Source organism: Pseudomonas sp. p21 (genome assembly GCF_001642705.1).
Classification (GTDB): Bacteria; Pseudomonadota; Gammaproteobacteria; order Pseudomonadales; family Pseudomonadaceae; genus Aquipseudomonas.
On the sequence record NZ_LWBV01000005.1, the window covers coordinates 349119 to 370871 of the forward strand.

The 21753-nt window shown below is 63.4% G+C and carries 9 protein-coding genes and 1 pseudogene; 8 read left to right on the top strand and 2 right to left on the bottom strand.

The features are described 5' to 3' along the window. The first annotated feature begins 18 nt into the window (after positions 1 to 18). Together A4C63_RS17175 and A4C63_RS17180 are read left to right on the top strand one after the other, a co-directional pair. The gene (locus A4C63_RS17175; protein WP_063913733.1) at positions 19 to 783 is read left to right on the top strand and encodes an ABC transporter ATP-binding protein; all 765 of its coding nucleotides are present in this window, start codon (positions 19 to 21) and stop codon (positions 781 to 783) included. A 79-nt stretch (positions 784 to 862) separates the two neighbouring features. Beyond that, complete coding sequence (locus A4C63_RS17180) at positions 863 to 1768, top strand: MurR/RpiR family transcriptional regulator (RefSeq protein WP_046613995.1); 906 nt, start codon at positions 863 to 865, stop codon at positions 1766 to 1768. A gap of 38 nt (positions 1769 to 1806) precedes the next feature. Here A4C63_RS17180 and A4C63_RS17185 read toward each other — a convergent pair whose 3' ends face one another. Beyond that, positions 1807 to 2718 (bottom strand): LysR substrate-binding domain-containing protein, encoded by a 912-nt coding sequence (locus A4C63_RS17185; protein WP_063913734.1) that lies wholly within the window; start codon positions 2716 to 2718, stop codon positions 1807 to 1809. A 196-nt stretch (positions 2719 to 2914) separates the two neighbouring features. On the opposite strand from A4C63_RS17185, the gene A4C63_RS17190 reads away from it, so the two are divergent. The 3 genes from A4C63_RS17190 to ttdB are packed head-to-tail and all read left to right on the top strand — an operon-like array spanning position 2915 to position 5804. Next, the gene (locus A4C63_RS17190) at positions 2915 to 4246 is read left to right on the top strand and encodes a dicarboxylate/amino acid:cation symporter (protein ID WP_063913735.1); all 1332 of its coding nucleotides are present in this window, start codon (positions 2915 to 2917) and stop codon (positions 4244 to 4246) included. 53 nt (positions 4247 to 4299) lie between these two features. Beyond that, positions 4300 to 5199 carry a L(+)-tartrate dehydratase subunit alpha gene (ttdA, locus tag A4C63_RS17195; RefSeq protein WP_082888357.1) on the top strand — a complete coding sequence of 300 codons (900 nt, stop codon included), beginning with the start codon at positions 4300 to 4302 and terminating at the stop codon, positions 5197 to 5199. After that, positions 5196 to 5804, top strand: coding sequence for a L(+)-tartrate dehydratase subunit beta (ttdB, locus tag A4C63_RS17200; RefSeq protein ID WP_019097988.1), 609 nt, complete (start codon positions 5196 to 5198; stop codon positions 5802 to 5804). Before ttdA ends, ttdB begins: the two co-directional genes overlap by 4 nt. A gap of 153 nt (positions 5805 to 5957) precedes the next feature. Here ttdB and A4C63_RS17205 read toward each other — a convergent pair. Continuing rightward, a pseudogene (locus A4C63_RS17205) lies at positions 5958 to 16642 on the bottom strand (peroxidase family protein). 545 nt (positions 16643 to 17187) lie between these two features. On the opposite strand from A4C63_RS17205, the gene A4C63_RS17210 reads away from it, so the two are divergent. From A4C63_RS17210 to A4C63_RS17220, 3 genes are read left to right on the top strand one after another with little or no spacing between them, the layout of a single operon-like run. After that, on the top strand, positions 17188 to 18924 hold the full coding sequence (locus tag A4C63_RS17210) for a type I secretion system permease/ATPase (RefSeq protein ID WP_063913736.1): 1737 nt from the start codon (positions 17188 to 17190) through the stop codon (positions 18922 to 18924). Positions 18925 to 18930: 6 nt separating this feature from the next. Continuing rightward, on the top strand, positions 18931 to 20271 hold the full coding sequence (locus A4C63_RS17215) for an HlyD family type I secretion periplasmic adaptor subunit (protein WP_063913737.1): 1341 nt from the start codon (positions 18931 to 18933) through the stop codon (positions 20269 to 20271). Next, entirely contained in the window at positions 20272 to 21600 is a 1329-nt protein-coding gene (locus tag A4C63_RS17220; RefSeq protein ID WP_063913738.1) for a TolC family outer membrane protein, read from the top strand. Positions 21601 to 21753 lie beyond the last annotated feature (153 nt).

Consider the following 21753-nt stretch of genomic DNA (forward strand, 5'->3'; position numbering starts at 1 on the left):
ACCAACGAGTACCCATCGATGAACAAACTGGAAATTCAGGACCTGCACAAAAGCTACGGCAACCACCAGGTACTCAAGGGCGTTTCGCTGCAGGCCAAGGCAGGCGACGTGATCAGCATCATCGGCTCCAGCGGCTCGGGCAAAAGCACCTTCCTGCGCTGTATCAACCTGCTCGAGCAACCCAATGCCGGGCAGATCATGGTCAATGGCGAACGCCTGAAGTTGCGTACCTGCCCACGCGCCGGGTTGCGGGCCGCTGACCCGAAACAACTGCAGCGCCTGCGCTCACGGCTGAGCATGGTCTTTCAGCATTTCAATCTCTGGTCACACATGAGCGCCCTGGACAACGTCATGGAAGCCCCGGTGCATGTGCTGGGCATGAGCCGCAAGGATGCCAGTGAGAAAGCCGAGTACTACCTGCACAAGGTCGGCGTCAGCCATCGCCGAAGCGCCTACCCGGCACACATGTCCGGTGGCGAACAGCAACGCGTGGCGATCGCCCGGGCCCTGGCCATGGAGCCGGAGGTGATGCTGTTCGATGAACCGACCTCGGCGCTCGACCCGGAACTGGTCGGCGAGGTGCTGAAGGTCATGCAGGAGCTGGCCCAGGAAGGCCGGACCATGGTGGTGGTCACCCATGAAATGGGCTTCGCTCGCGAAGTCTCCAACCAGGTCATGTTCCTGCATCAGGGGCTGGCCCTGGAGCGTGGCGATCCGCGCGAGATACTCGCTCGTCCGCAGTCCGAACGCTTGCAGCAATTCCTTGCCGGCAGCCTCAAGTAAGCCTCCACAGGCTTCCCCGGCTGCTGCCGGGGAAGCCTTGGGATACACTACGGCACTCATTCAGGGAGTGTTGAGCCGCATGCCGAGCAATTCGAAAAACACCACCGTGTACGCCTCGCCAGTCATGCGCAAGTTGTCGGAGAGCCTGACCGACCTGCCGCCTTCGCTGCGCAAGGTCGCCGATTACATCCTGCGTCACCCGCTGAAGGCAGCGACCCTGACCATCGAAGACATGGCCCAAGCCACCGGCACTTCGCCAGCGGCCGTCAATCGCCTGGCCAAGGCCCTGCAACTGGGCGGCTACAGCGGCATGAAAGCCGAGCTGGTGACGACCTTGCAGCAAATGGTCTCGCCCGTGGACAAACTGCGCAATGAGTTGGCCCAGCGGCCCGGTGGCGATTTTGGGCTGCATGAGCAGATCCAGAGCGCCAGCAGCAACCTGGCCACTGCCGCCAGCAACAACCAGGCCGATGCGTTCGAAGCCTTCGTCAGCAACCTGATTGCGGCACGCAAAGTCTACGTGCTGGGTTTCGGCAACAGTGTCTACATGGCCGGCCTCGCGGCCTCGACGCTGGTACCGTTCTGTAAGGACACCTGTGCCATCAGCATGGAGGGGGGCAACGAGAATGCCGCCTACCGTCTGGCTGCCATCACCGAGCAGGATGTGCTGCTGGCGATTACCCTGCCCCGCTACTCCCAGGACACCCTTCAGCTGTCGCGTTTTGCCCGCGAACGCAATGCCACGGTGCTGGCGATTACCGATTCGCCCGCTTCCCCCCTGACAGCCATCGCTCACCACGTGTTGTTCGCGCCCGCCGATCATCCGGTGCTTACCAGCTCCAACATTGCCGTGCTGGCACTTATAGAAGGGCTGGTAGCCGGCGCCATGGCGCGCAACAAGGAAGCGGTGAAGCTGGCGACAGAGTTGACAGAAAGCGTGATGTCCTACCTGCATGTGCCCAGCGGCAAGGCTTCAAGAAAGTAGTCACTGCCTGATTGGGGCCGGATCGTTCCTGAGCGGCCTTACTGCCACACCGCCAGGCTGTCGCCCTGGCGGAAGAACGCCCGCAAGTGCTCGATGAAGCACGACACCTTGGCCGACAGGTTCAGGCGCTCCAGGTACACCGCATAGATATCCGCAGGCGGCGTCTGGTATTCGCCCAGTACTTCCACCAGGCGCCCGCTTCGCAGGTGATCGGCCAGGTTCCATTCCGCCCGCAGCAGGATGCCCTGCCCATCCAGCGCCCAGTTCAGGGCGACCTCGCCATCGTTGGTGCTCAGGCTGCCATGCACCTTCACCGACTCGCTCTGCTTGCCGCGGCTGAGCCGCCAGATTCCGAACGCGGCATCGTTCTGGCGCAACACGATGCAGTTGTGGCTGGCCAGGTCCTTTGGCGCTTCGGGGGTACCGTGGGCTTCCAGGTAGCCGGGCGAGGCGCACAATCGGCGGCGGTTGGCCGCGATCTTGCGGGCGATCAACCGCGAGTCGGGCAGCTCGCCAAAGCGGATGGCCACGTCGATGGCGTCGTTCGGCAAGGCGATGGGGCGATCGGTCAGGTGCAGTTGCACCTCCACCTCGGGGTAGCGCTTGGCAAACGACGACACCGCCGGCCCCACATGGGTACGGCCAAAGCCCAGCGGCGCATTGACCCGTAGCAAGCCCTTGGGCTCGGCACGGCTGCTGGACACCTGCCGCTCCATTTCCTCGATCTCGCCCAGTATGCGCTTGGCATTCACCAGGTAAGTCTCGCCCTCGGCGGTAAGGCTGATGCTGCGCGTGGTGCGGTTGAGCAGGCGCACACCCAGGCGCTGCTCCAGCTGTGCCAGGCGCTTGGAGACCGCGGGCGGGGTCAGGTTCAGTTCGCGAGCGGTGCCCGCCAGGCTACCCACCCTGATCAGCTGGGTGAAGAAAGCCAGTTCCGATACCGGATTCATAATTAACCTGAGGGAAACAATGAGTTGAATTTCATTGTATTACAGCATTTTTGAAAAACCATTACCTTTTGTCCTGCGTGATTAACCACCCAAAAAGCTGGGCTCTTCGGCCGCCAAGGCCAGGTGTGACCTGCACCCTCACGATCAGCCCGGCCGCCAGATAAATCCGACTCACAACAATAATTCGGAGACGGCAATGGCCAAGCGATTGTTCGGCAAGCTCTATGTACAGGTATTGATCGGCGTAACCCTCGGGGTGCTGATCGGGGTGTTCTGGCCACAGGTTGGCGCTGACCTGAAGCCCGTTGGTGATGCCTTCATCAAACTGATCAAGATGGTCTTCGCCCCGATCATCTTCGCCACGGTGGTGCTGGGCATCGCCAAGATGGAAAACATGAAGGAACTCGGCCGCGTCGGGGTACGCGCGCTGATCTACTTCGAAGTGCTGTCCACCTTTGCCCTGGTACTGGGGCTGGTGGTGGTCAATATCGTGCAGCCCGGCCAGGGCATGAACGTCGACCCCGCCACCCTCGATGCCAAGAGCATCTCCACCTACACCGCCGCGGCAGCCGGCAACAGCGGTGGCTTCATCGACTTCCTGCTGCATGTGATACCCGGCAGCGTGACCGATGCCTTCGCCAAAAACGAGATCCTGCCGATCCTGCTGTTCAGCACCCTGTTCGGCATTGCCCTCTCCCACCTGGGCCCTCGCGGTAAGCCGATGGTCGATGTGCTGGAAGCGTTCTCCCACGGCATGTTCTTCATCGTTGGCATGATCATGCGCGTGGCCCCCCTTGCCGCCTGCGGGGCCATGGCCTTCACCGTGGGCAAGTACGGGCTGGGCTCGATCGTTTCGCTGGGCAAGCTGATGGCGACCATGTACCTGACCTGCTTGCTGTTCGTGGTGGTGGTGCTGGGCGCCATTGCCCGGCTGTGCGGCTTCAACCTGTGGAGGTTCCTCAAGTACCTCAAGGAAGAGCTGTTCACGGTACTGGGTACCAGCTCATCCGAGTCGGTGGTGCCGCAACTGATGAACAAGCTGGAAAAGGTTGGCGTGTCCAAGCCGGTGGTCGGCCTGGTGATCCCCTCGGGCCTTACCTTCAACCCGGACGGCCAGTGCATCTACTACACCATGGCCGCCATCTTCATCGCCCAGGCCACCAACACACCATTGACCCTGATGGACCAACTGATCGTGCTCGGCGTGCTGCTGCTCACTTCCAAAGGCTCTGCAGGCGTAACCGGCTCGGGCTTCATCACCCTCGCTGCGACCCTGGCGACCATGGACAACATCCCGGTGGCCGGCATGGTCCTGTTGCTGGGCGTGGACCGCTTCATGTCCGAAGCCCGTGCCATCACCAACACCATCGGCAACGCGGTCGGCACCGTGGCCATCGCCAACTGGGTGGGTGCGCTGGACAAGCAGCGCATGGCCCAGGCCCTGGGCGGCCAGCTGCCGGCCGAACCCGAGGCCGCTGTGCCGCACCCTGCCCTTGCCCGCATGGAGGCCGGCACACCCGCACCCTGACCTTTCGATAACAGCAAAAAGAACCCGCCTTGTGATGCAGTGAGGAAATAATCATGGACAAAGAAACAGCCATGTCATCGCTTACCGACGTGATGGCCAAGTTCACCGCCTATATCGGCAAGCGCCTGCCGCGCGACGTCAAGGAGAAGACCGCCAAGTTGCGCGCCGCCGAAACCAACCCGCTGGCCATCGCCGTGTACGACTCGATGGCCGACAACCAGGAATACGCCGACAAGCTCAACCGCCCCAGTTGCCAGGACACCGGCGTGATCCAGTACTTCGTCTCGGCCGGCGCACGCTTCCCGCTGCTGGGCGAGATGGAAAGCATCCTCGAGAACGCCACCAAGGAGGCCACCATCCAGGGTCCGCTGCGCCACAATGCGGTGGAAACCTTCATCGAGAAGAACACCGGCACCAACACCGGCTCGAAAATCCCGTGGCTGGATTGGGAAATCATCCCCGATGCCGACTACGCCATCGTCGACGTGTACATGGCCGGTGGCGGCTGTACGCTGCCGGGCTCGGCCAAGGTGCTGATGCCGGGGCAAGGCTATGAAGGGGTGACCGAGTTTGTCTTCGATGTCATCACCTCGCGTGGTGTCAACGCCTGCCCGCCGCTGCTGGTGGGTGTAGGGGTATCGACCTCGGTGGAGACAGCGGCACGCCTGTCGAAGAAGGCCATCCTGCGCGAAGTGGACTCCAGCCACCCCAACGAAAGCGCGGCGATGATGGAAAAGCTGCTGGAGGACGGCCTGAACGAAATCGGCATCGGCCCGCAGGGCCTGACCGGCAACAGCAGCGTGATGGGCGTGAACATCGAGTCTTCGGCCCGCCACCCCTCGACCATTGGCGTGGCGGTGTCCACCGGTTGCTGGGCACACCGCCGCGGCAAGATCCGCATCAATGCCGACCTGACCTATGACATCCTCTCGCACGACGGGGTAGTACTGTGAAAAAGATCCTGAGCACGCCTATCAGCGACGAAGACCTGGCCAGCCTCAACGTGGGCGATGTGGTCTACCTCACCGGGCAACTGGTGACCTGCCGCGACGTTGCCCACCGTCGACTCATCGAACTGGGCCGCGAACTGCCGGTCGACCTGCGTGGCGGCGCGATTTTCCACGCAGGCCCCATCGTCAGGAAGAAGGACGATGGCAGCTTCGAGATGGTCTCCATTGGCCCGACCACCAGCATGCGCATGGAAAAGTTCGAAAAGCAGTTCATCGAGCAGACCGGCGTCAAGCTGATTGTCGGCAAGGGCGGCATGGGCCCGGAGACCACTACCGGTTGCCTTGAGAACAAGGCAGTGCATGCAGTGTTCCCAGGCGGTTGCGCGGTGCTGGCGGCGACCCAGGTGGAAGAGATCGAGCGCGCGGAATGGCAGGACCTGGGCATGCCGGAGACGCTGTGGGTGAACCGCGTGCGCGAGTTCGGCCCGTTGATCATCTCCATCGACACCAAGGGCAACAACCTGTTCGAGCAGAACAAGGCCCGCTTCAACGAGCGCAAGGGGGCGGTGATCGAGAAGATCAACAGCCAGGTGCGGTTCATCAAATAACCGCGTGCGACAGGGGCCACTTTGTGGCCCATTCGCGGGCAAGCCCGCTCCCACAGGGATATCACTGCCCTCAGGCCTGGTGATACCCCTGTGGGAGCGGGCTTGCCCGCGAATGGGCCGCAAAGCGGCCCTTGGCGCGTACCCCTCAAGCCCTCAACCTGCCAGGTTGAAGTCCGCTGTAGTCACAGTGGTTGCATCCGCCACTCCCACCAGGCGGATGGAGTCGGTAGCACCGATGCTGACCAGCGTATCCGCACCGACATCGGTGATGGTGACGTTGGCAGCAAAGGTGGCTGCGGTGATGTTGAAGGCGGTGATATCCAGCCTGTCCTGGCCGCCGGTCGCGTTACTGTCGAAGTTGATGATCAGGTCATTGCCGAAGCCCGCGGCGAACTGGAAGACATCATTGCCATCAGTGGCCATCATGGTGTCATCGCCCGCGCCGCCGTTGACCGTATCATCGCCTGCTGCGCCGTTGAGGAAGTCGTTGCCGCTGCCACCAAGCAGCGTGTCGTTGCCTCCACCACCGAACAGCGTGTCACTGCCTGCACCACCATTGAGGATGTCGTCGCCAAGACCGCCGTCCAGGCGTTTTCGACATTGGCACCCAGGGTGTAGCTGCCTAGGGTGGTACGCACACTGTCCGTACCTGCCCCCGTGGCCTCGAACACCAGATCCCCAGTGCTATCCACTACGTAAGTGTCATTGCCGAGACCACCCACCAGCCGATCCGCACCCGCACCACCATTGAGCTGGTCGTTGCCAGCGCCGCCGAAGAGGATGTTGTCCAGCGTGTTGCCACCACCGATGAAGTTGCCCACCCCGATATAGGTCAGGTTTTCGACGTTGGAACGCAGGACATAGTTGGCCAGCGTGGTACGCACGTCATCCGTACCGGCCCCCGCATCCTCGAACACCAGATCCCCAACGTTATCCACCACGTAGGTGTCGTTGCCGAGACCACCCACTAGCCGGTCCGCACCTGCACCGCCATTGAGCCGGTCGTTGCCACCGCCACCGGTAATGACGTTGTCCAGCGCATTACCGCCGCCGATGAAGTTGCCCACCCCGGTATAGGTCAGGTTTTCAACGTTGGCACCCAAGGTGTAGCTGGCCAGGCTGGTCTGCACCAGGTCGACACCGCCGTTAAGCGCTTCGCTCACCGTGTCGCCGACGTTGTCGACCACGAAGGTGTCGTTGCCACCACCGCCGGTCATGGCATCGGCGCCAAGCCCGCCGTTGAGGATGTCGTTGCCAAGCCCGCCGAACAGCTGATCGGCACCGTCCAGGCCAGAGATCACGTCATTACCCGCGCTCCCGATCAGGATATCGGCACCATTGGTGCCGACCAGCGTCAACCCTGGCACTGCAGCAGTCGCCGCAGAGGTGACTGACTCCTGCGCGCCGAAGCCGTCGGTGTAGCGCACGATCACCTGCAATTGCTGGCCTCCCTGGTCGAGGCCCGGGGTGAAGGTGGCCGCAGTGGCACCAATGATGTCGCTGAAGACGCCGCCCGTACCTTGCTGCCACTGGAAGCTGAATGTACCCAGCCCGTCCAGGTCGGCAATAGTGCCGGTAAGTGCCGTCAGCGTCTGCCCCTGAACGGGCGTGGTGTCGCTGATCAGCACGGCACCGGTGGGCGCATCGTTGACGTTGGCCACCGGATCGAGGATGTCGGAGGCGATGCTTTCATGTACGCCGACGTCATCCACGTAGCTCACCAACACCCGCATGTTCTGCCCCACCTGTTCCTGGGTGAGGACAAAGGTGCTGCTGATGGCACCGGCAATATTGACCCAGCCCAGGCCCCGGTTGGACTGCCACTGGAAGGTGAACTGCGGGTTGCTCAGCCCGTCGGCATCGACGATGGTTGCCGTGTTGGCGGTGAGGGTTTGGTTCTGCACCAGCAACCCGGTCACGGTCGGCCCGGCGGTCGGTGCGCTGTTCGGCGACGAATCGACGATTTCCAGCGTGCCCTTGGTGTCCTGGTACACCCCGCGTACGCGGATGTTCAGGCCCGCTACATCATCGGTCACCCGGTAGGTGCTGCCGATCGCCCGCGAGACCTCGCCGGCGGCGACGAAGGTGATGTCTTCGTACACCCCCGAGCCCGGCAGGCGCTCGACCTGCCAGTAGTAGGCAATCGGGCCGTTGACGGCACCGCTGGCATTGCCTGCGCCGACGTTGTCGGCATCGTGCACCGCCACGTTGCTCACCCGCAGCAGCTGGCCGCTGACCGACGTGTCGTTACGCAGACCGGTGGCAGCGTCGAGGATCGCCAGGTGGCCCGTCGGGCCGGCGTTGACGGCAGTGCCCACGCCGGAGGCCTGCGAGCTGTCGGAGAACTGCAGGCGCTCGATACCGGTCAGGTGGTCGACACCATCACGCCCGGCCACCAGGTCGGTGACGATCACCGAGTTGCCGTCGACCACCACGCTGTAGTCGGTGGCTACCCCCGAGAACACCGCAGTGTCATAGCTGTCGGTGCCGTTGAGGATTTCGCGGATGATCACCAGCTGGCCCGGGTTGTAGGTGCCATTGAGCATCAGCGGCACCATCGGCGCCATGCTGTCGTAGCTGGCGATTTCCGGGCCGGTGCCGTCGCTGTTGGCGCGCACGCTGATGCGCACGTTCAGCCACTTGTCACCGTCGAGGATGTCGTCGCCACCGCGGCCTTCGATCAGGTCGCTGCCACTGCCGCCGAGGATGATGTTGCCACCATCGTAGAACGTCGCCCCGGCAGCCAGCAGGCCGGCCAGGCCGTCGATCAGGCTGATGTTGGTCAGCACGCTGCCCGTGGCGCCATTGGTTGGCAGGCTGGCGGCATTTTCGTTGTCACCGCGCAGGAAGTCGCCATGGGCCGAGCCCGACAGGCCTTCCATGATGTCGAAGCGCACCAGCGCAGACGCACCCGAGCCCGGTACCGGCGGCACATCGAAGAAGCGGTCGCTGTAGTCGATGGTCACGCCCTGGGCCAGGTCCTTGAAGGTTGCCCAGTCGTAACCGGAGCCACCGATGTAGCGGTCACCGAAGCCCAGGCTGCCGACCATGATGTCGTCGCCGCCTTCACCGTTGAACTTGTCGTTCTCGTTGCCACCGATGAACACGTCGTTGCCGATGATCGGGTCGTTGCCAAGCGGGTCGAAGTTGTCGCCAGGTGCACCGTCCGAGGTGCCCTTCTCGATCCAGTCGTCGCCTTCGTTACCCATGTCCTGCTCGTTGGCCTTGCTGCCCAGGATAAAGTCATTGCCCTGGCCGCCAATGGCCTCGGAAGCGTCCTCACCGGTGACGATGAAGTCGTTGCCGAAACCACCGATAATCAGGTTGATGCCATTACCGCCGTGCAGCACATCGTTGCCGTCGCCGCCCTGGATATTGTCGTCACCACCCATGTCGCTGATGATGTCGTCGCCGGTACCACCACGCAGCTGGTCGTTGCCGTCGCCACCCTCGATGCGGTCGTTGCCACCATCGCCCCAGACCGTGTCGTCACCCTCGCTGGACACCAGGATGTCATCACCATCAGTGCCGCCCAGCACGATGTGCTCGGCACCGGCATAGCGGATGTAGTTGGTGTCCGGGCCTGCCGTCAGCGGGCTGTCGCGGAACACCACCTGCTCGCCATTTTCGCCCAGTGGGTCGGCGCTGCCCAGGCCTTCGTTGAACTGCTTGCTCTGGTCCACTTCCAGGTAGAAGCCCGGGTCGGAGAACACCAGGCCCGGCAGGTGGGTGGCCGAGGTGTTGGCCATGATCAGCTTGGCGAACGAGTTGCTTTCCAGCTCGGCGTTCATCGACAGGCCAGCGGTGCGCTCCAGGTAGTAGAAGCGGTCGCCATCCTGCAGTTTCTCCAACTGGTTCTCGAACACGAAGTTGAAGGTAGTGCCAAGCATGCCACCGAACGGGGTTTTCGCTTCAGCCAGGCCGCCGATCCACAGGTCGATGGCATCGACCCCGGTCACGGTCACCGCCCTCAGGTCATCGGCAGTGCCGAGCACGCCATCCTTGCCAGGCAGAGTGACATTGGCGTAGGCGCCGGTGCTGTTGAGGAAGTCCAGGCGATCGGCTGGCGCACCGTCACCGCCGAACACCAAGGCCATGGCCGCCGCGCGTTTTTCCAGCAACGTGGTGGCCCCGGTGATGGTGCTGTGGGTGCCGTAGGCGGCGATGAAGTTGATCAGCGACTCCGGATGCTTCAGGTGCTGCACCAGGTCTACCCAGCTGGTGTACGGCTTGAGCTGGGTATCGCCGGTTTGCGCGTAGATTTCGCGGCGCACAGCGTTCAGCGAAGGGATGCCGACGTCGCGGCCACGGGCGATGTTGATCGCCGGCAGGTCCAGCGGCAGGCCGAGCAGGTTGTTGCGCAGCGCCTCGGTGACGAACTCGTCGATTTCGTTACCGGCCTGGCGGGTGACCCCGCGCACGATGGCGCTGGTGGCATCCTCGGGGGTGACGCCACTGGCGGCATACGCCAGCGGGTTGAGGAACGCCGCGATCAAGCCCAGTTGCTGGTCGGGGTTGGCGCTGGCCGGGTCGCCGATGACGGTGAAGTCGACGTTGAAGCGGTCGACGGTCTCGGTCAGCATCGAGTGGCCGAAGCGGTACACGGTGTGGGCGAACTCGGCCACGATCGACGCATCGAGGTCGACGTCATACACCTGAGTCGGGGCGAAGAACAGGTCGACCCGTGGTTGCACGGTACGGGCGAACTCCTCGAACACCAGGTGCTGATACTGCATCTCGGTACCGAACTTGGCCGCCTGGAACAGGCGCTCGCCATTCCACACCAGCGCGTCGATCTCGGCCTGGTTGGCCGGCAGCGCGGTCAGCGGGTTGAGCAGCCACTCGTTGATGAAGGCCAGGTCACCCGAGTCGAGCACGGTGTCCTTGGTCTGTGCCACCAGCCGGTTGTGCTCGGAGTGGAAGATCGCATGCACGGCGGTCAGGCCGATGTTCTCGTTGACCCGACCGTCGCCGGCGATGTAGTGCGCATCGAGCAGTTCGTTGTCGTAGGCCAGGTTGGCACCGGTCTGCGGGTTCACTGGCACGGCATTGCCCGCATCGGTATCGGCATCAGGTACCAGCACGCCATTACTGAACACCGGCACGGCATTGTGGGCAATGTCGGCAAGGAACTGGTGACCGGTGCGTACGGCGTTGGTCAGGTCGATCGGCGCCAGCGGGTTGCCCTCGATCTGCTCGTCATCGGCAGTGCCGGCAATGCCGTCAGCCCCTTTCATCACCACCATCGGGAAGCCGTTCGGCCCCTTGATGAAGTTGCCGTAGGCGTCGGTAGCCAGCAGCGGCACGTTGTCGACATCGGCATCGGTCAGGTTGATGCCAAGCAGGTCACGGGCCTGGGCCTTGACCACTTTCCAGGTCGCCATGCCACCGATTTCCGTATCGTCCGCGGTACCGTACTTGCCATCTGCACCCAGGTCACGGTTTGTGATCAACCGGCCAGTGGCAACCGGGCCAGCGTCGGTCATCAGATAAGAGCGCAGGAACACCTGGTGCGAAGGATGCGAGCTGTAGGTCTGGTTCTGGTCCACGAACGGGGTGGTGGTGTTGGTATGCTCGTGAATATCGTCGGCCGTGCCCAGCACGCCGTCCGCGCCAGGCAGATTGGTGGCCCGGGTCACCACCATGAAGTTGGTGAAACCACCCTCCACGTACAGCGGGTCATCCGGCTGCAGCGGGATGTAGATGGTACCCGAACCGCCCTTGGTCACCAGGTCCAGGCCGTGGTCGAAGAACTGCCCGAAGAAGGTCATCCAGGCGTTGAACGGGGCGGACAGCCCAGCATCGGCGGCGGTGTTCTCGAACAGGTACACATCATGGTCGTCAGCGGTGCCGAACTGGCCGTCCAGGCCCGGGCTGGCGACGATGCGCACACCGTCCTTGAGCACGTCGTCGTTGCCAACGGCACCGAAGTTGAGCACGCCGTCGGCACCCGGATCATACGCGGTGGCATAGGCCGCCGGGTTATTGGAGGTCTGGTCGACGACCAGGTTGCTGATGGTGCGCGGCTGCGAGTCGAATACCGGGCCGCTGGTCTGCTGGTACGACGAGCCCGGAATGGCCGGCGAGCCAGGGCCGAAGAAGCCCGCAGGCGCACCTTCGGCCGGGTTGAACACCGGATCGGTCAAGCGCGGGAAGACATTGTCGGCGGCACCGAACTCGGTGTTGTTGATGCCGTTGAGGTTCATCAGGTTGTTGTTCGAGCCATCCACCGCCCGCAGGCCCAGCGGCGCACGGATGTTGGGCAGCAACGAAAGGATGTCTGCCCCGTTGGCGTCGGCCTCGGCGATCTTGATCTGGTCGAGGATGAAGTTGAGGTCGGAGCGCACCATGTGCAGACCGGCACCGCCTGCAGTGGCATCCACCACCGGCGTGGCCGGTGTCACTACCACAGGCGCGCCCGGCTGCACCACGGCGGTGGGCTGGGAGAACAGCACTTCGGTAGTGCCGTGGGCGTCCTGGTAGATCGCCTTGACCCGCAGGGCTAGCCCGGCCAGGTCTGGCGACACCTTGAATGTGGTGCCGTCGGCGCTCTGGAACGCCAGGTCGCCGGCTGGCAGCAGGATGATGTCCTCGAACACACCACTGCCCGGGGTGGCCTCGAACTGCCAGTAGTACGACACCGAACGGTCGGCGAGCGTACCCTGCGGGTTACCGGCGCTGATGTTGTCGGCATCCAGCACACCGGCGACGTTTACCGTAAGGACATCGCCCACGGTAATCGCACCGCCGTTGCCGTCAGTAATGGCCGGGCTGCCGGTAGGCTGCGCATTCAGCCCCTCAACCAGCACCCGCTGGCTGTCGGCGAACTGCAAGCGCTCGATATGCAGAAGGGTATCGACGCCGTCGCGGCCAGCCACGTTGTCGGTCACCGTCCAGACATCATCGGAAGTGTCGAGCGTACCTTTGGTGTTCTGCGTCACCGTGTATTCGCTCTGAATCCCCGAGAACACCGCCGTGTCGAACGCCGCGCCCCCCGTCGAGGTGCCGGGCAGGATTTCCCGCACGGCCTTGAGCTGGCCAGGGTTGTAGGTACGGTCGAGCATGAACGGAATCATGTCGACCATGCTGTCGAAGCTGGCGATTTCAGGGCCGGTATGATTGACGTCATCGGCGGCATACACCGCGATGCGCACGTTGAGCCATTTGTCGCCGTCGATCAGGTCATCGCCGCCGCGGCCTTCGATCAGGTCGCTGCCATTGCCGCCGAGCATGATGTTGCCGGTGGCAAAGCCCGTGGTCGGCAACCCGGCATCGGCCAGGAACTGTTGCAAGCCGCGGATCAACGCGACGTTGGTCAAGGCGCTGCCGGTGGCACCGCCATGGTTGACAATGGTCACGGCATCGACGTTGTCGCCCTTGAGCACGTCGGCGAAGTTCGAACCGGACACGCCCTCGACCTCGGCAAAGCGGTCGAGGATGGAGGCCGGCGAGGCGCCGACCGGGTTGAACACGCCAGCGTTCTGGTTCGGTGCGTTGCCATGGGGCTGAGCCAGGGCGGCCAGGGTCAGGTCGACGGTGACGCCAACCTGGTCATTCTTGTTGGTAACCCAGTCGAAACCGGACATGCCGTCCATCTTGTCCTGGGCGTCACTGCCGACGAAGATGTCGTCGCCGCCCTCGCCGATCATTTCGTCGAAGCCACCGCCACCGACGAAGATGTCGTTGCCGACCACTTCATCACCCAGCAGCGGCGCAAAGTTGTCGCCGGGCGCACCGTCCTGGGTGCCCTTCTCGATCCAGTCGTCACCCTCGTTGCCGGTAGGTGGCAGGTTGGTCTTGGCGCCGAGGATGAAGTCATCACCCTGGCCGCCAAAGGTGGTGGTGATGTCTTCGGTGGTGACGATGAAGTCCTGGCCGTTGCCACCCAGGATCAGGTTGCCGGCCGCCAGCATGCTGCCGGCGACGATCACATCGTTGCCGTCGTTGCCTTCCAGACGGTTGTCGCCAAACGAGTCGGTGATGATGTCGTCACCTGCGCCACCCAGTACCGCATCGTTGCCGGCGCCACCTTCAAGCGTGTCGTTACCGGCGTCGCCGTAGACAGTATCGTCGCCTTCGCCGGAGATGATGATGTCGTTGCCGGAGGTGCCGCCCAGTACTACATGGTCTTCACCGGTGTAGTGCAGGTAGTTGGTGTCGCTGCCCACGGTATCGGGATTGTCGCGGATTACCAGCGGTACGATCTCCACGCCGTTGATCATGATCCCGCCGGTCGGGTCGGCCCGGCCATCGGCGCCCAGCCCGGTGAACTGGTTGGCCTGGTTCACCTCGAGCGTGAAGGTTGGGGTGAGGAACACAGTGTTGGACAGGTGAGTCACATCCGAGTTGGCCATGATCAGCTTGGCGAAGGAGTTGTTCTCCAGTTCGGTGCCGAAGTTCATGCCCGCGGTACGCGACAGGTAGTAGAACCGGTCGCCGTTCTGCAGGGCTTCCAGCTGGGTTTCGAAGACGAAGTTGAAGCTGGAACCGAGCATGCCGCCGAATGGCATTTTCTTCTCGGCCAGGCCACCGACCCAGAAGTCGATGTCATCGACGCCGGTAACGGTCACTCCACTGATGTCGTCGGCGGTGCCGGCGATACCGTCCGCGCCGGCCAATGTCACGCTGGCATAGGCGCCAGTGCCGTTGAGGAAGTCCAGGCGGTCCGCTGGCGCGCCGGCACCGCCAAGCACCAGCGCCACGGCCGCGGCGCGTTTATCGGCCAGGGTGGTTGCCCCGGTGATGCTGGCGTGGGTGCCGTAGGCGGCGATGAAGTTGATCAGCGACGCCGGGTGCTTGAGGTGGTCGCCGAAATCGACCCAGCTGATGTACGGCTTGAGCTGGCTGTCGCCGGTTGCAGCATAGAACTCGCGGCGCGCCTCGTTCAGGGTGGGGATGCCGGTGTCGCGGCCACGGGCGATGTTCAGCGCCGGCAGGTCGAGCGGCAGGCCAAGCAGGTTGTTGCGCAGGGCTTCGGTGACGAACTCGTCGATTTCGTTGCCCAGCTGGCGGGTGACGCCGCGGATGATCGCGCCGGCCGCTTCATCAGCGGTTGCGCCACTGCCGGCGAATGCCAGCGGGTTGAGGAAGGCGGCGATCAGGCCAAGCTGCTGGTCGGGGTTGTTCGGGTCGGCCGACACCGGGTTGAACGCCGGGTCGAAGCGGTCGACGGTCTCGGTCAGCATCGAGTGACCGAACCGATACACCACGTGGGCGAACTCGGCGAGGATGGCCGGGTTGATCGAGGTATCGTAGCCGTTGGGGGCCAGGAACTCGTCGATCTGCGGCTGGATGGTGCGGGCGAACTCTTCGAACACCAGGTGCTGATACTGCATTTCGGTGCCGAACTTGGCGGCCTGGAACAGCCGCTCACCGTCCCATACCAGCGCGGCGATTTCAGCGGGCGTGGTGGGGATGGCAGCGACATCATCGATCAGCCACTGGTTGAGGAACGCCAGGTCACCGGAGGCCAGCAGGGTGTCCTTGGTCTGCTGCACCAGGCGGTTGTGCTCGGAGTGGAACACGTGGTGCACGGCGGTCAGGCCGATGTTCTCGTTGACCCGGCCGTCGCCTGCGATGTAGTGGGCGTCGAGCAGTTCGTTGTCGTAGGTCAGGTTGTTGCCACCTGGCCCCACTGGCTGCGCGTTACCGACGGCAGTATCGGCGTCGGCCTGCAGCACACCATTCACGATGACCGGCGCGGCGTTGTGGGCGATGTCGTCAAGGAAGCCATGCCCGGTGCTCACGGCATTGGCCAGGCTGATGGGCGCGTCGCGGTTGCCTTCGACCAAGGTGGTGACGTCGTCGGCGGTACCGGCGATGCCGTCGGCACCATTGCTCACGCGCATCACCACCTGCGGCATGCCGTTGGGCCCGCGCACGAAGTTGCCGTAGGGGTCGGTGGCCAGCAGTGGCACGCTGTGCACGTCGGCGTCGGTCAGGTTGATGCCGAGCAGGTCGCGGGCCTGGGCCTTGACCACTGCCCAGGTGGCCATGCCACCGCTTTCGCCACTGCCATCGTCGCTGGTGCCAAAGCGGCCATCGGGGCCCAGATCACGGTTGGTGATCAGCCGTCCGGTGGCTACCGGGTCGCCTGCGGCGTTGAGCGTGTATTCACGCAGGAACACCTGGTGCGAGGGGTGCGAGCTGTAGGTCTGGCTCTGGTCGACGAACGGCGAAGTGGTGTTGGTCTGGCCATCGTCGGCGGTGCCCACCACGCCATCGGCGCCAGCGGTACGCACGGCGCGCGGCAGCACCATGAAGTTGGTCGGGCTGTTGGGGTCGAACAGCGGGTCGTCCGGCTGCAGCGGAATGAACACAAAGTCGGTGCTGCTCTTGGTGACCAGATCCAGACCGTGGTCGAAGAACTGGCCGAAGAAGGTCATCCAGGCGTTGAAGCCGGCGGTCAGGCCGACGTCGGGCGAAACGTTGGGGATGAAGAACACTTGCGTGTCGTCAGCGGTTCCGAACACCCCATCGATGCCGGGGCTGCTCACCGGAGCAGCACCGCCATTGGCCTCCACCGCAGCCGGGTTGTTCGCCGTCTGGTCGACGATCAGGTTGCTGATGGTGCGTGGTTGCGAATCGGTGACCGTGCCGGTGCCCGCATAATCGCCGCTGAAGGAGGGGCTGAGCAAACGCAGGAACGAGTTGTCGGAGGCACCGAATTCACTCTGCCCGGTCACCAGGTTGTTATAGCTGCCGTCCACGGTGCGCAGGCCGAACGGTACCTGGCTGTTGGGCAGCAGGTCGATCAGGTTCGCACCATCGGCGTGGGCTTCGGCGATGAAAATCTGTTGGAGGATGAATTCAAGGTCCGACTTGCTGAAATTGGCCATTTCAAATTGCCCTCGATCTGTCGGGAGATGACACAGGGCAACAGGGTCCTTCCCGCGCCCAGTCAGTGTTGACGTGCGCAGATACTGGTTCGGTGTTCCAGGCGCAAAGGGCACAACACTCTTGTGCTGGCTCCGCTGCCCTCATCATTCGCAAGCCGGCACCCGTTGTCCGGGGAGCCTTGTTAAACATGCGATACAGCTGTAACGCACATGCATCGACCCCAGCTCGCACAGGGTCCGAATACTTCAGACTAAAGTCGCAGGCGAAAAGCTTGTCAATATCCCGTCGAAAAATTCATCTCCCGATGATAATGCGATGCAAATAGCTGTTTTGTTGGCACTTATGAAAAGTTCAAAGACTTTATAGAGCGAAACGATATTACTCTGTGTGTCGCTGCAACCTACGCTCCAGCATGTGGGAGCAGCGCAGCGTTTTGGACCATTCGCCATAAGAGCGATCCGCCTGCGAGCCAACCAGAAGCCACGACTACCGCTGTACGGGGCGCCGCAAGGGCTTCCCGATTTGTGATAAAGGGAGGGCCCCGATGCACAAGCCACCACGCACTCATTCCGAGCTGGCCGACGTGCTGTTCCGCCTGCGCCGCAGCTTTTTCGCCTTGGCCGCCTTCAGCGGCGTCATAAACGTCATGATGTTGACGCCAGCAATTTATATGTTGCAGGTGTACGACCGCGCTTTGGTCAGCCGCAACGTCACCACCCTGACGATGCTTACTCTGCTGGTGATCGGCTTGTTCATGCTGATGTCGGCCCTGGAGATGGTCCGCACCCGCGTGCTGATCCGGGTGGGCAACTTCCTCGACATGGACCTCAACCGACGCATCTTCAGTGCCGCCTTCGAGCGCAACCTGAGCCGCGCCGGCGGCAACCCGGCCCAGGCCCTGCAGGACCTGGCGCAGGTGCGGCAGTTTCTGACCGGCAACGGCCTGTTCGCCTTCTTCGATGCCCCCTGGACGCCGATCTACCTGCTGGTCAGCTACCTGATCCACCCACTGCTGGGGCTGGTCACGCTGATCGGCTCGCTGATTCTGGTGGGCCTGGCCTACCTCACCGAAAAGGCCACGCAAAAACCCTTGGCCGAGGCCAACCAGGCGGCCATGTCGTCGGCCAGCTACGCCAACAACAACCTGCGCAACGCCGAAGTGATCGAAGCCATGGGCATGTTGCCGGCGATCGGCAAGCGCTGGTACCAGGGCCACTTGCGCATCCTGCAGATGCAGACCCTGGCCTCCGACCGCGCCGCGCTGATCAGCAGCACCGGGCGCTTCGTGCGCATTACCTTGCAGTCGGTAATCCTCGGCGCCGGCGCACTGCTGGCGATCGAAGGCAAGATCACCCCCGGCATGATGATCGCCTGCTCGATCCTTACCGGCCGTGCCCTGGCCCCGGTAGAGCAGGTGATCGCCGCGTGGAAGCAACTGCTGGGCTGTCGTTCCGCCTGGGGCCGGCTCAACGAGCTGCTGCACGACTACCCGCAACGGCCACCAAGCATGTCACTGCAGCGGCCACTGGGCATGCTGGCCGTGGAAAACGTGATCGCTGGCGCCCCCGGCACCAGCAACAACATCGTGCGTGGGGTCAGCTTCAGCCTGGTCCCGGGTGAAAGCCTGGGCATCATCGGCCCTTCGGCCTCCGGCAAGTCCACCCTCGCCCGCCTGCTGGTAGGCGTTTGGCCGACCCAGGCCGGCAAGGTACGCCTGGACGGTGCCGATATCTTCACCTGGAACAAAGCCGAACTGGGGCCGTGGATCGGGTACCTGCCGCAGGACGTTGAGTTGTTCGAGGGCACCATCGCCGAGAACATCGCACGCTTCGCCGAAGTGGACAGCGAGGCGGTGATCCGCGCTGCCCGCAGCAGCGGGGTGCACGAAATGATCCTGCGCTTCCCGCAGGGCTACGACACTCGTCTGGCAGCCGACGGCAGCCCGCTGTCCGGTGGCCAGAAGCAACGCATCGCCCTGGCCCGTGCGCTGTATGGCGAGCCGAACCTGATAGTGCTGGACGAGCCCAACGCCAACCTCGATGACGTTGGCGAAAAGGCCCTGGTCGATGCGCTGGCCGAACTCAAGGCGCGCGGTGCCACGGTAATCCTGATTTCTCACCGGCCCAATGTGCTGTGCGCGGTCGACAAGGTGCTGATGCTGCGTGACGGCGCTGTACACATGCTCGGCAGCCGCGACGAAGTGTTTGCGGCGCTGCGCAAGGCCAGCGTGATCCCGGCGGCAACCGCTGCGCCGTTGGCTTCGGTAAAAGCACGGGAGTGACCGATCATGCAGATGACTCAACACACCGAATTGATTCCTGCCGAGGCCCGCAACGGGATCGACCTGGACATGGGCCGACCGGCACGCTGGGGCGTATGGATGGTCATCGCCGGCTTTGGCGGTTTCCTGCTGTGGTCGTGCCTGGCACCACTGGATGCCGGGGTGGTCGCCACCGGCACGGTCAAGGTCACCAGCAACCGCAAGGCAGTACAGCACCTGACCGGCGGCACGGTCGAGGCAATCCTGGTGCGCGAAGGCGATATGGTGAAGCAAGGCCAGGAGGTGGTACGCCTCGACGCCCTGCGCGCGGTGGCCGAACAGGGCGCAGTCAGTGCCCAGTACATCGTCAGCAAGACCGTGGAAAACCGCCTGGAAGCCGAGCGCGATGGCCGCGACACGATTACCTTCGACCCTGCCTTGCTCAAGCACTATGGCAACGACCCGCGCCTGCTGGCAGCCATGGACCTGCAACAGCGCCTGCTGGACACCCGCCGCGCGGGCCTTGCCGGTGAACTGAGCATCCTCGAGGAAAACCTGGCCGCCACTGCGGTACAGCTCAAGGGCCTGCAGCAGGTGTACGGCGCCCGTGCCTCGCAGATTGGCTTCCTCAACCAGGAACTGCAAGGCACCCGCGTGCTGGCCGCCGAAGGCTACGTGCCACGTAACCGCCTGCTGGAGCTGGAGCGCAACAATGCCGACCTGTCCGCCGGCCAGGCCGAAAACCTCAACAACATTGCCCGCACGCGCAGCCAGGCCACCGAGATCAAGCTGCGCATGCTGCAACGCCAGCACGACTACCTCAAGGAAGTGGAGTCGCAACTGACCGATACCGCCAAGGAGAACACCACCTTGGCCGACCGCCTGCGCGCGCTGGACTACGAAGTGACCCACACGGTGATCCGCTCGCCGATCGACGGCATGGTCCAGGCCCTGAGCATTGCCACGGTCGGCGGCATCATCCAGCCTGGGGCCAAGATCATGGAAGTGGTGCCGCTCGACCAGCCGCTGCAGGTCGACGCGATGATCCCGGTACAGGCCATCGACAAGATGGTCCCGGGCCTGAACGTGGACCTGGCCTTCCCGGCCTTCAACCATGCGCGGACGCCGAACATCCCGGGTCGGGTCAAGACCATCTCCGCCGACCGCCTGATGGACGAAGAAAGCAAACAGCCGTTCTACCTGGCGCAGGTGGAGGTGACGCAGGACGGCATGGGCCTGTTGGGTAGCAACCACATCCGCCCCGGCATGCCGGCCACCGTCACCATCAAGACCGGCGAGCGCAACCTGCTAAGCTACCTGCTAAAGCCGATGCTCGAACGCGTGGACGCTTCGTTCAAGGAGCAGTGAATGAATCACCGGTGCCTGATGTTTTGCCTGTTGGGGTTGTCCGCACAGGCCAGTGCCATGGACCTGAAACAAGCCTGGGACCTGCTGCAGTACCAGGGTCCGATCTACCGCGCCGCGGTGCACGAGAAAGAAGCCGGCAGCGAGAACCGCGCCATCGGCCAGGCCGGCCTGCTGCCGCAGATCAACGCGGCGGGCTACTTCAACAAGGTCAATGGCAGCCAGCGGCAGAGTGGCCGGGACAGCGACCTGGACTATGACTCCAAGGGCGCCAACGTGCGTTTGCGCCAACCGCTGTTCAACAAGCAGAAGATGGCCGAATACCGTCAGGGCCAGCAACGTGCCGACTACAGCGTGGCGGTGTTCGACGCCAAGAGCCAGGACGCTGCGGTGCGCCTGGCCGACGCCTACTTCGACGTGCTGCTGGCCAGCGAAACCATCACCCTGGCCAAGGCCAAGCTGAACGCCTTCGAAGAGCAACTGGCGTCGGCAAAGCGGCGCAAGGAGCTGGGTGCCGGCACCATCACCGACGTCGACGAGTCGGTAGCCCGCCGCGACCTGGCCGAGGCCGACCTGATCGAAGCCGAGGACAACCTGGTCAACGCTCGCCGCAAGCTGGAGGAATACATCGGTGAAACCCCGCAGTCGCTGACCACCTTGCAGCCAGGCTTCAACACGCCGCCGCTGATACCGGGCAACCTGCAGGACTGGCTGGTCAAGGCGCAGACCGACAGCCCGTTGATTCATGCGCGCCGGCACAGCTACGAGCTGGCCGAAGAAGAAGTGAACCGCGCCCGCGCCGGGCACTGGCCGACCCTGGATTTCGTGGCGGGCTATACCGCTGGCAGCAGCCAGTCGATTTCCGAACTGAACCAGCGCAACCACTACAGCTCGATCGGGCTGGAGCTGAACATTCCGCTATACAGCGGTGGCAGCACCAGCGCCCTCACCCGCCAGGCCAGCGCCAACAGTTCCAAGGCCCTGGATGAACTGGACGCTACGCGCCAGGAAGTGATTTCCGACACCACTCGTGAGTACCGCGGCGTGCAGAGTGGCGCCTTGCGCATTCAGGCGCTGGAAAAGGCCGTGGCGTCCAACGAACGCTCGCTGCTTTCGGCCCGCAAAGGCTTCAAGGAAGGCGGCACCAGCACCAACTCCGATGTGCTCAATGCTGAAGAGTTGCTGTATGACGCCCGCCACGACCTGTTCGAGGCGAAGTTGAACTACCTGATGTCGCGGCTGCGCCTGGCGTCGTCGGTGGGTAGCCTGGGGGATGACGATATCCAGCAGATCAACGATTACCTCGGGCCGGAACTGGTGGTGAGCAACTGACAATCGCCAGCACTGTGGGAGCAGGCGTGCCCGCGAACACCGGCGTAGCCGGTGCCATAGACCGCGTTGGCCGTTTCGCGGGCACGCCCGCTCCCACAGAGCCCCGCTAAATCAATGATTTATGTGTTGTTCTATGAGAGCGGGCATGCCCGC

Excerpts from the sequence above, each read along its gene's own strand:
- A4C63_RS17175 (WP_063913733.1), top strand. The coding sequence starts at position 19 with ATGAACAAACTGGAAATTCAGGACCTGCACAAAAGCTACGGCAACCAC.
- A4C63_RS17180 (WP_046613995.1), top strand. The coding sequence starts at position 863 with ATGCCGAGCAATTCGAAAAACACCACCGTGTACGCCTCGCCAGTCATG.
- A4C63_RS17185 (WP_063913734.1), bottom strand. The coding sequence starts at position 2,718 with ATGAATCCGGTATCGGAACTGGCTTTCTTCACCCAGCTGATCAGGGTG.
- A4C63_RS17190 (WP_063913735.1), top strand. The coding sequence starts at position 2,915 with ATGGCCAAGCGATTGTTCGGCAAGCTCTATGTACAGGTATTGATCGGC.
- ttdA (WP_082888357.1), top strand. The coding sequence starts at position 4,300 with ATGGACAAAGAAACAGCCATGTCATCGCTTACCGACGTGATGGCCAAG.
- A4C63_RS17210 (WP_063913736.1), top strand. The coding sequence starts at position 17,188 with ATGCACAAGCCACCACGCACTCATTCCGAGCTGGCCGACGTGCTGTTC.
- A4C63_RS17215 (WP_063913737.1), top strand. The coding sequence starts at position 18,931 with ATGCAGATGACTCAACACACCGAATTGATTCCTGCCGAGGCCCGCAAC.
- A4C63_RS17220 (WP_063913738.1), top strand. The coding sequence starts at position 20,272 with ATGAATCACCGGTGCCTGATGTTTTGCCTGTTGGGGTTGTCCGCACAG.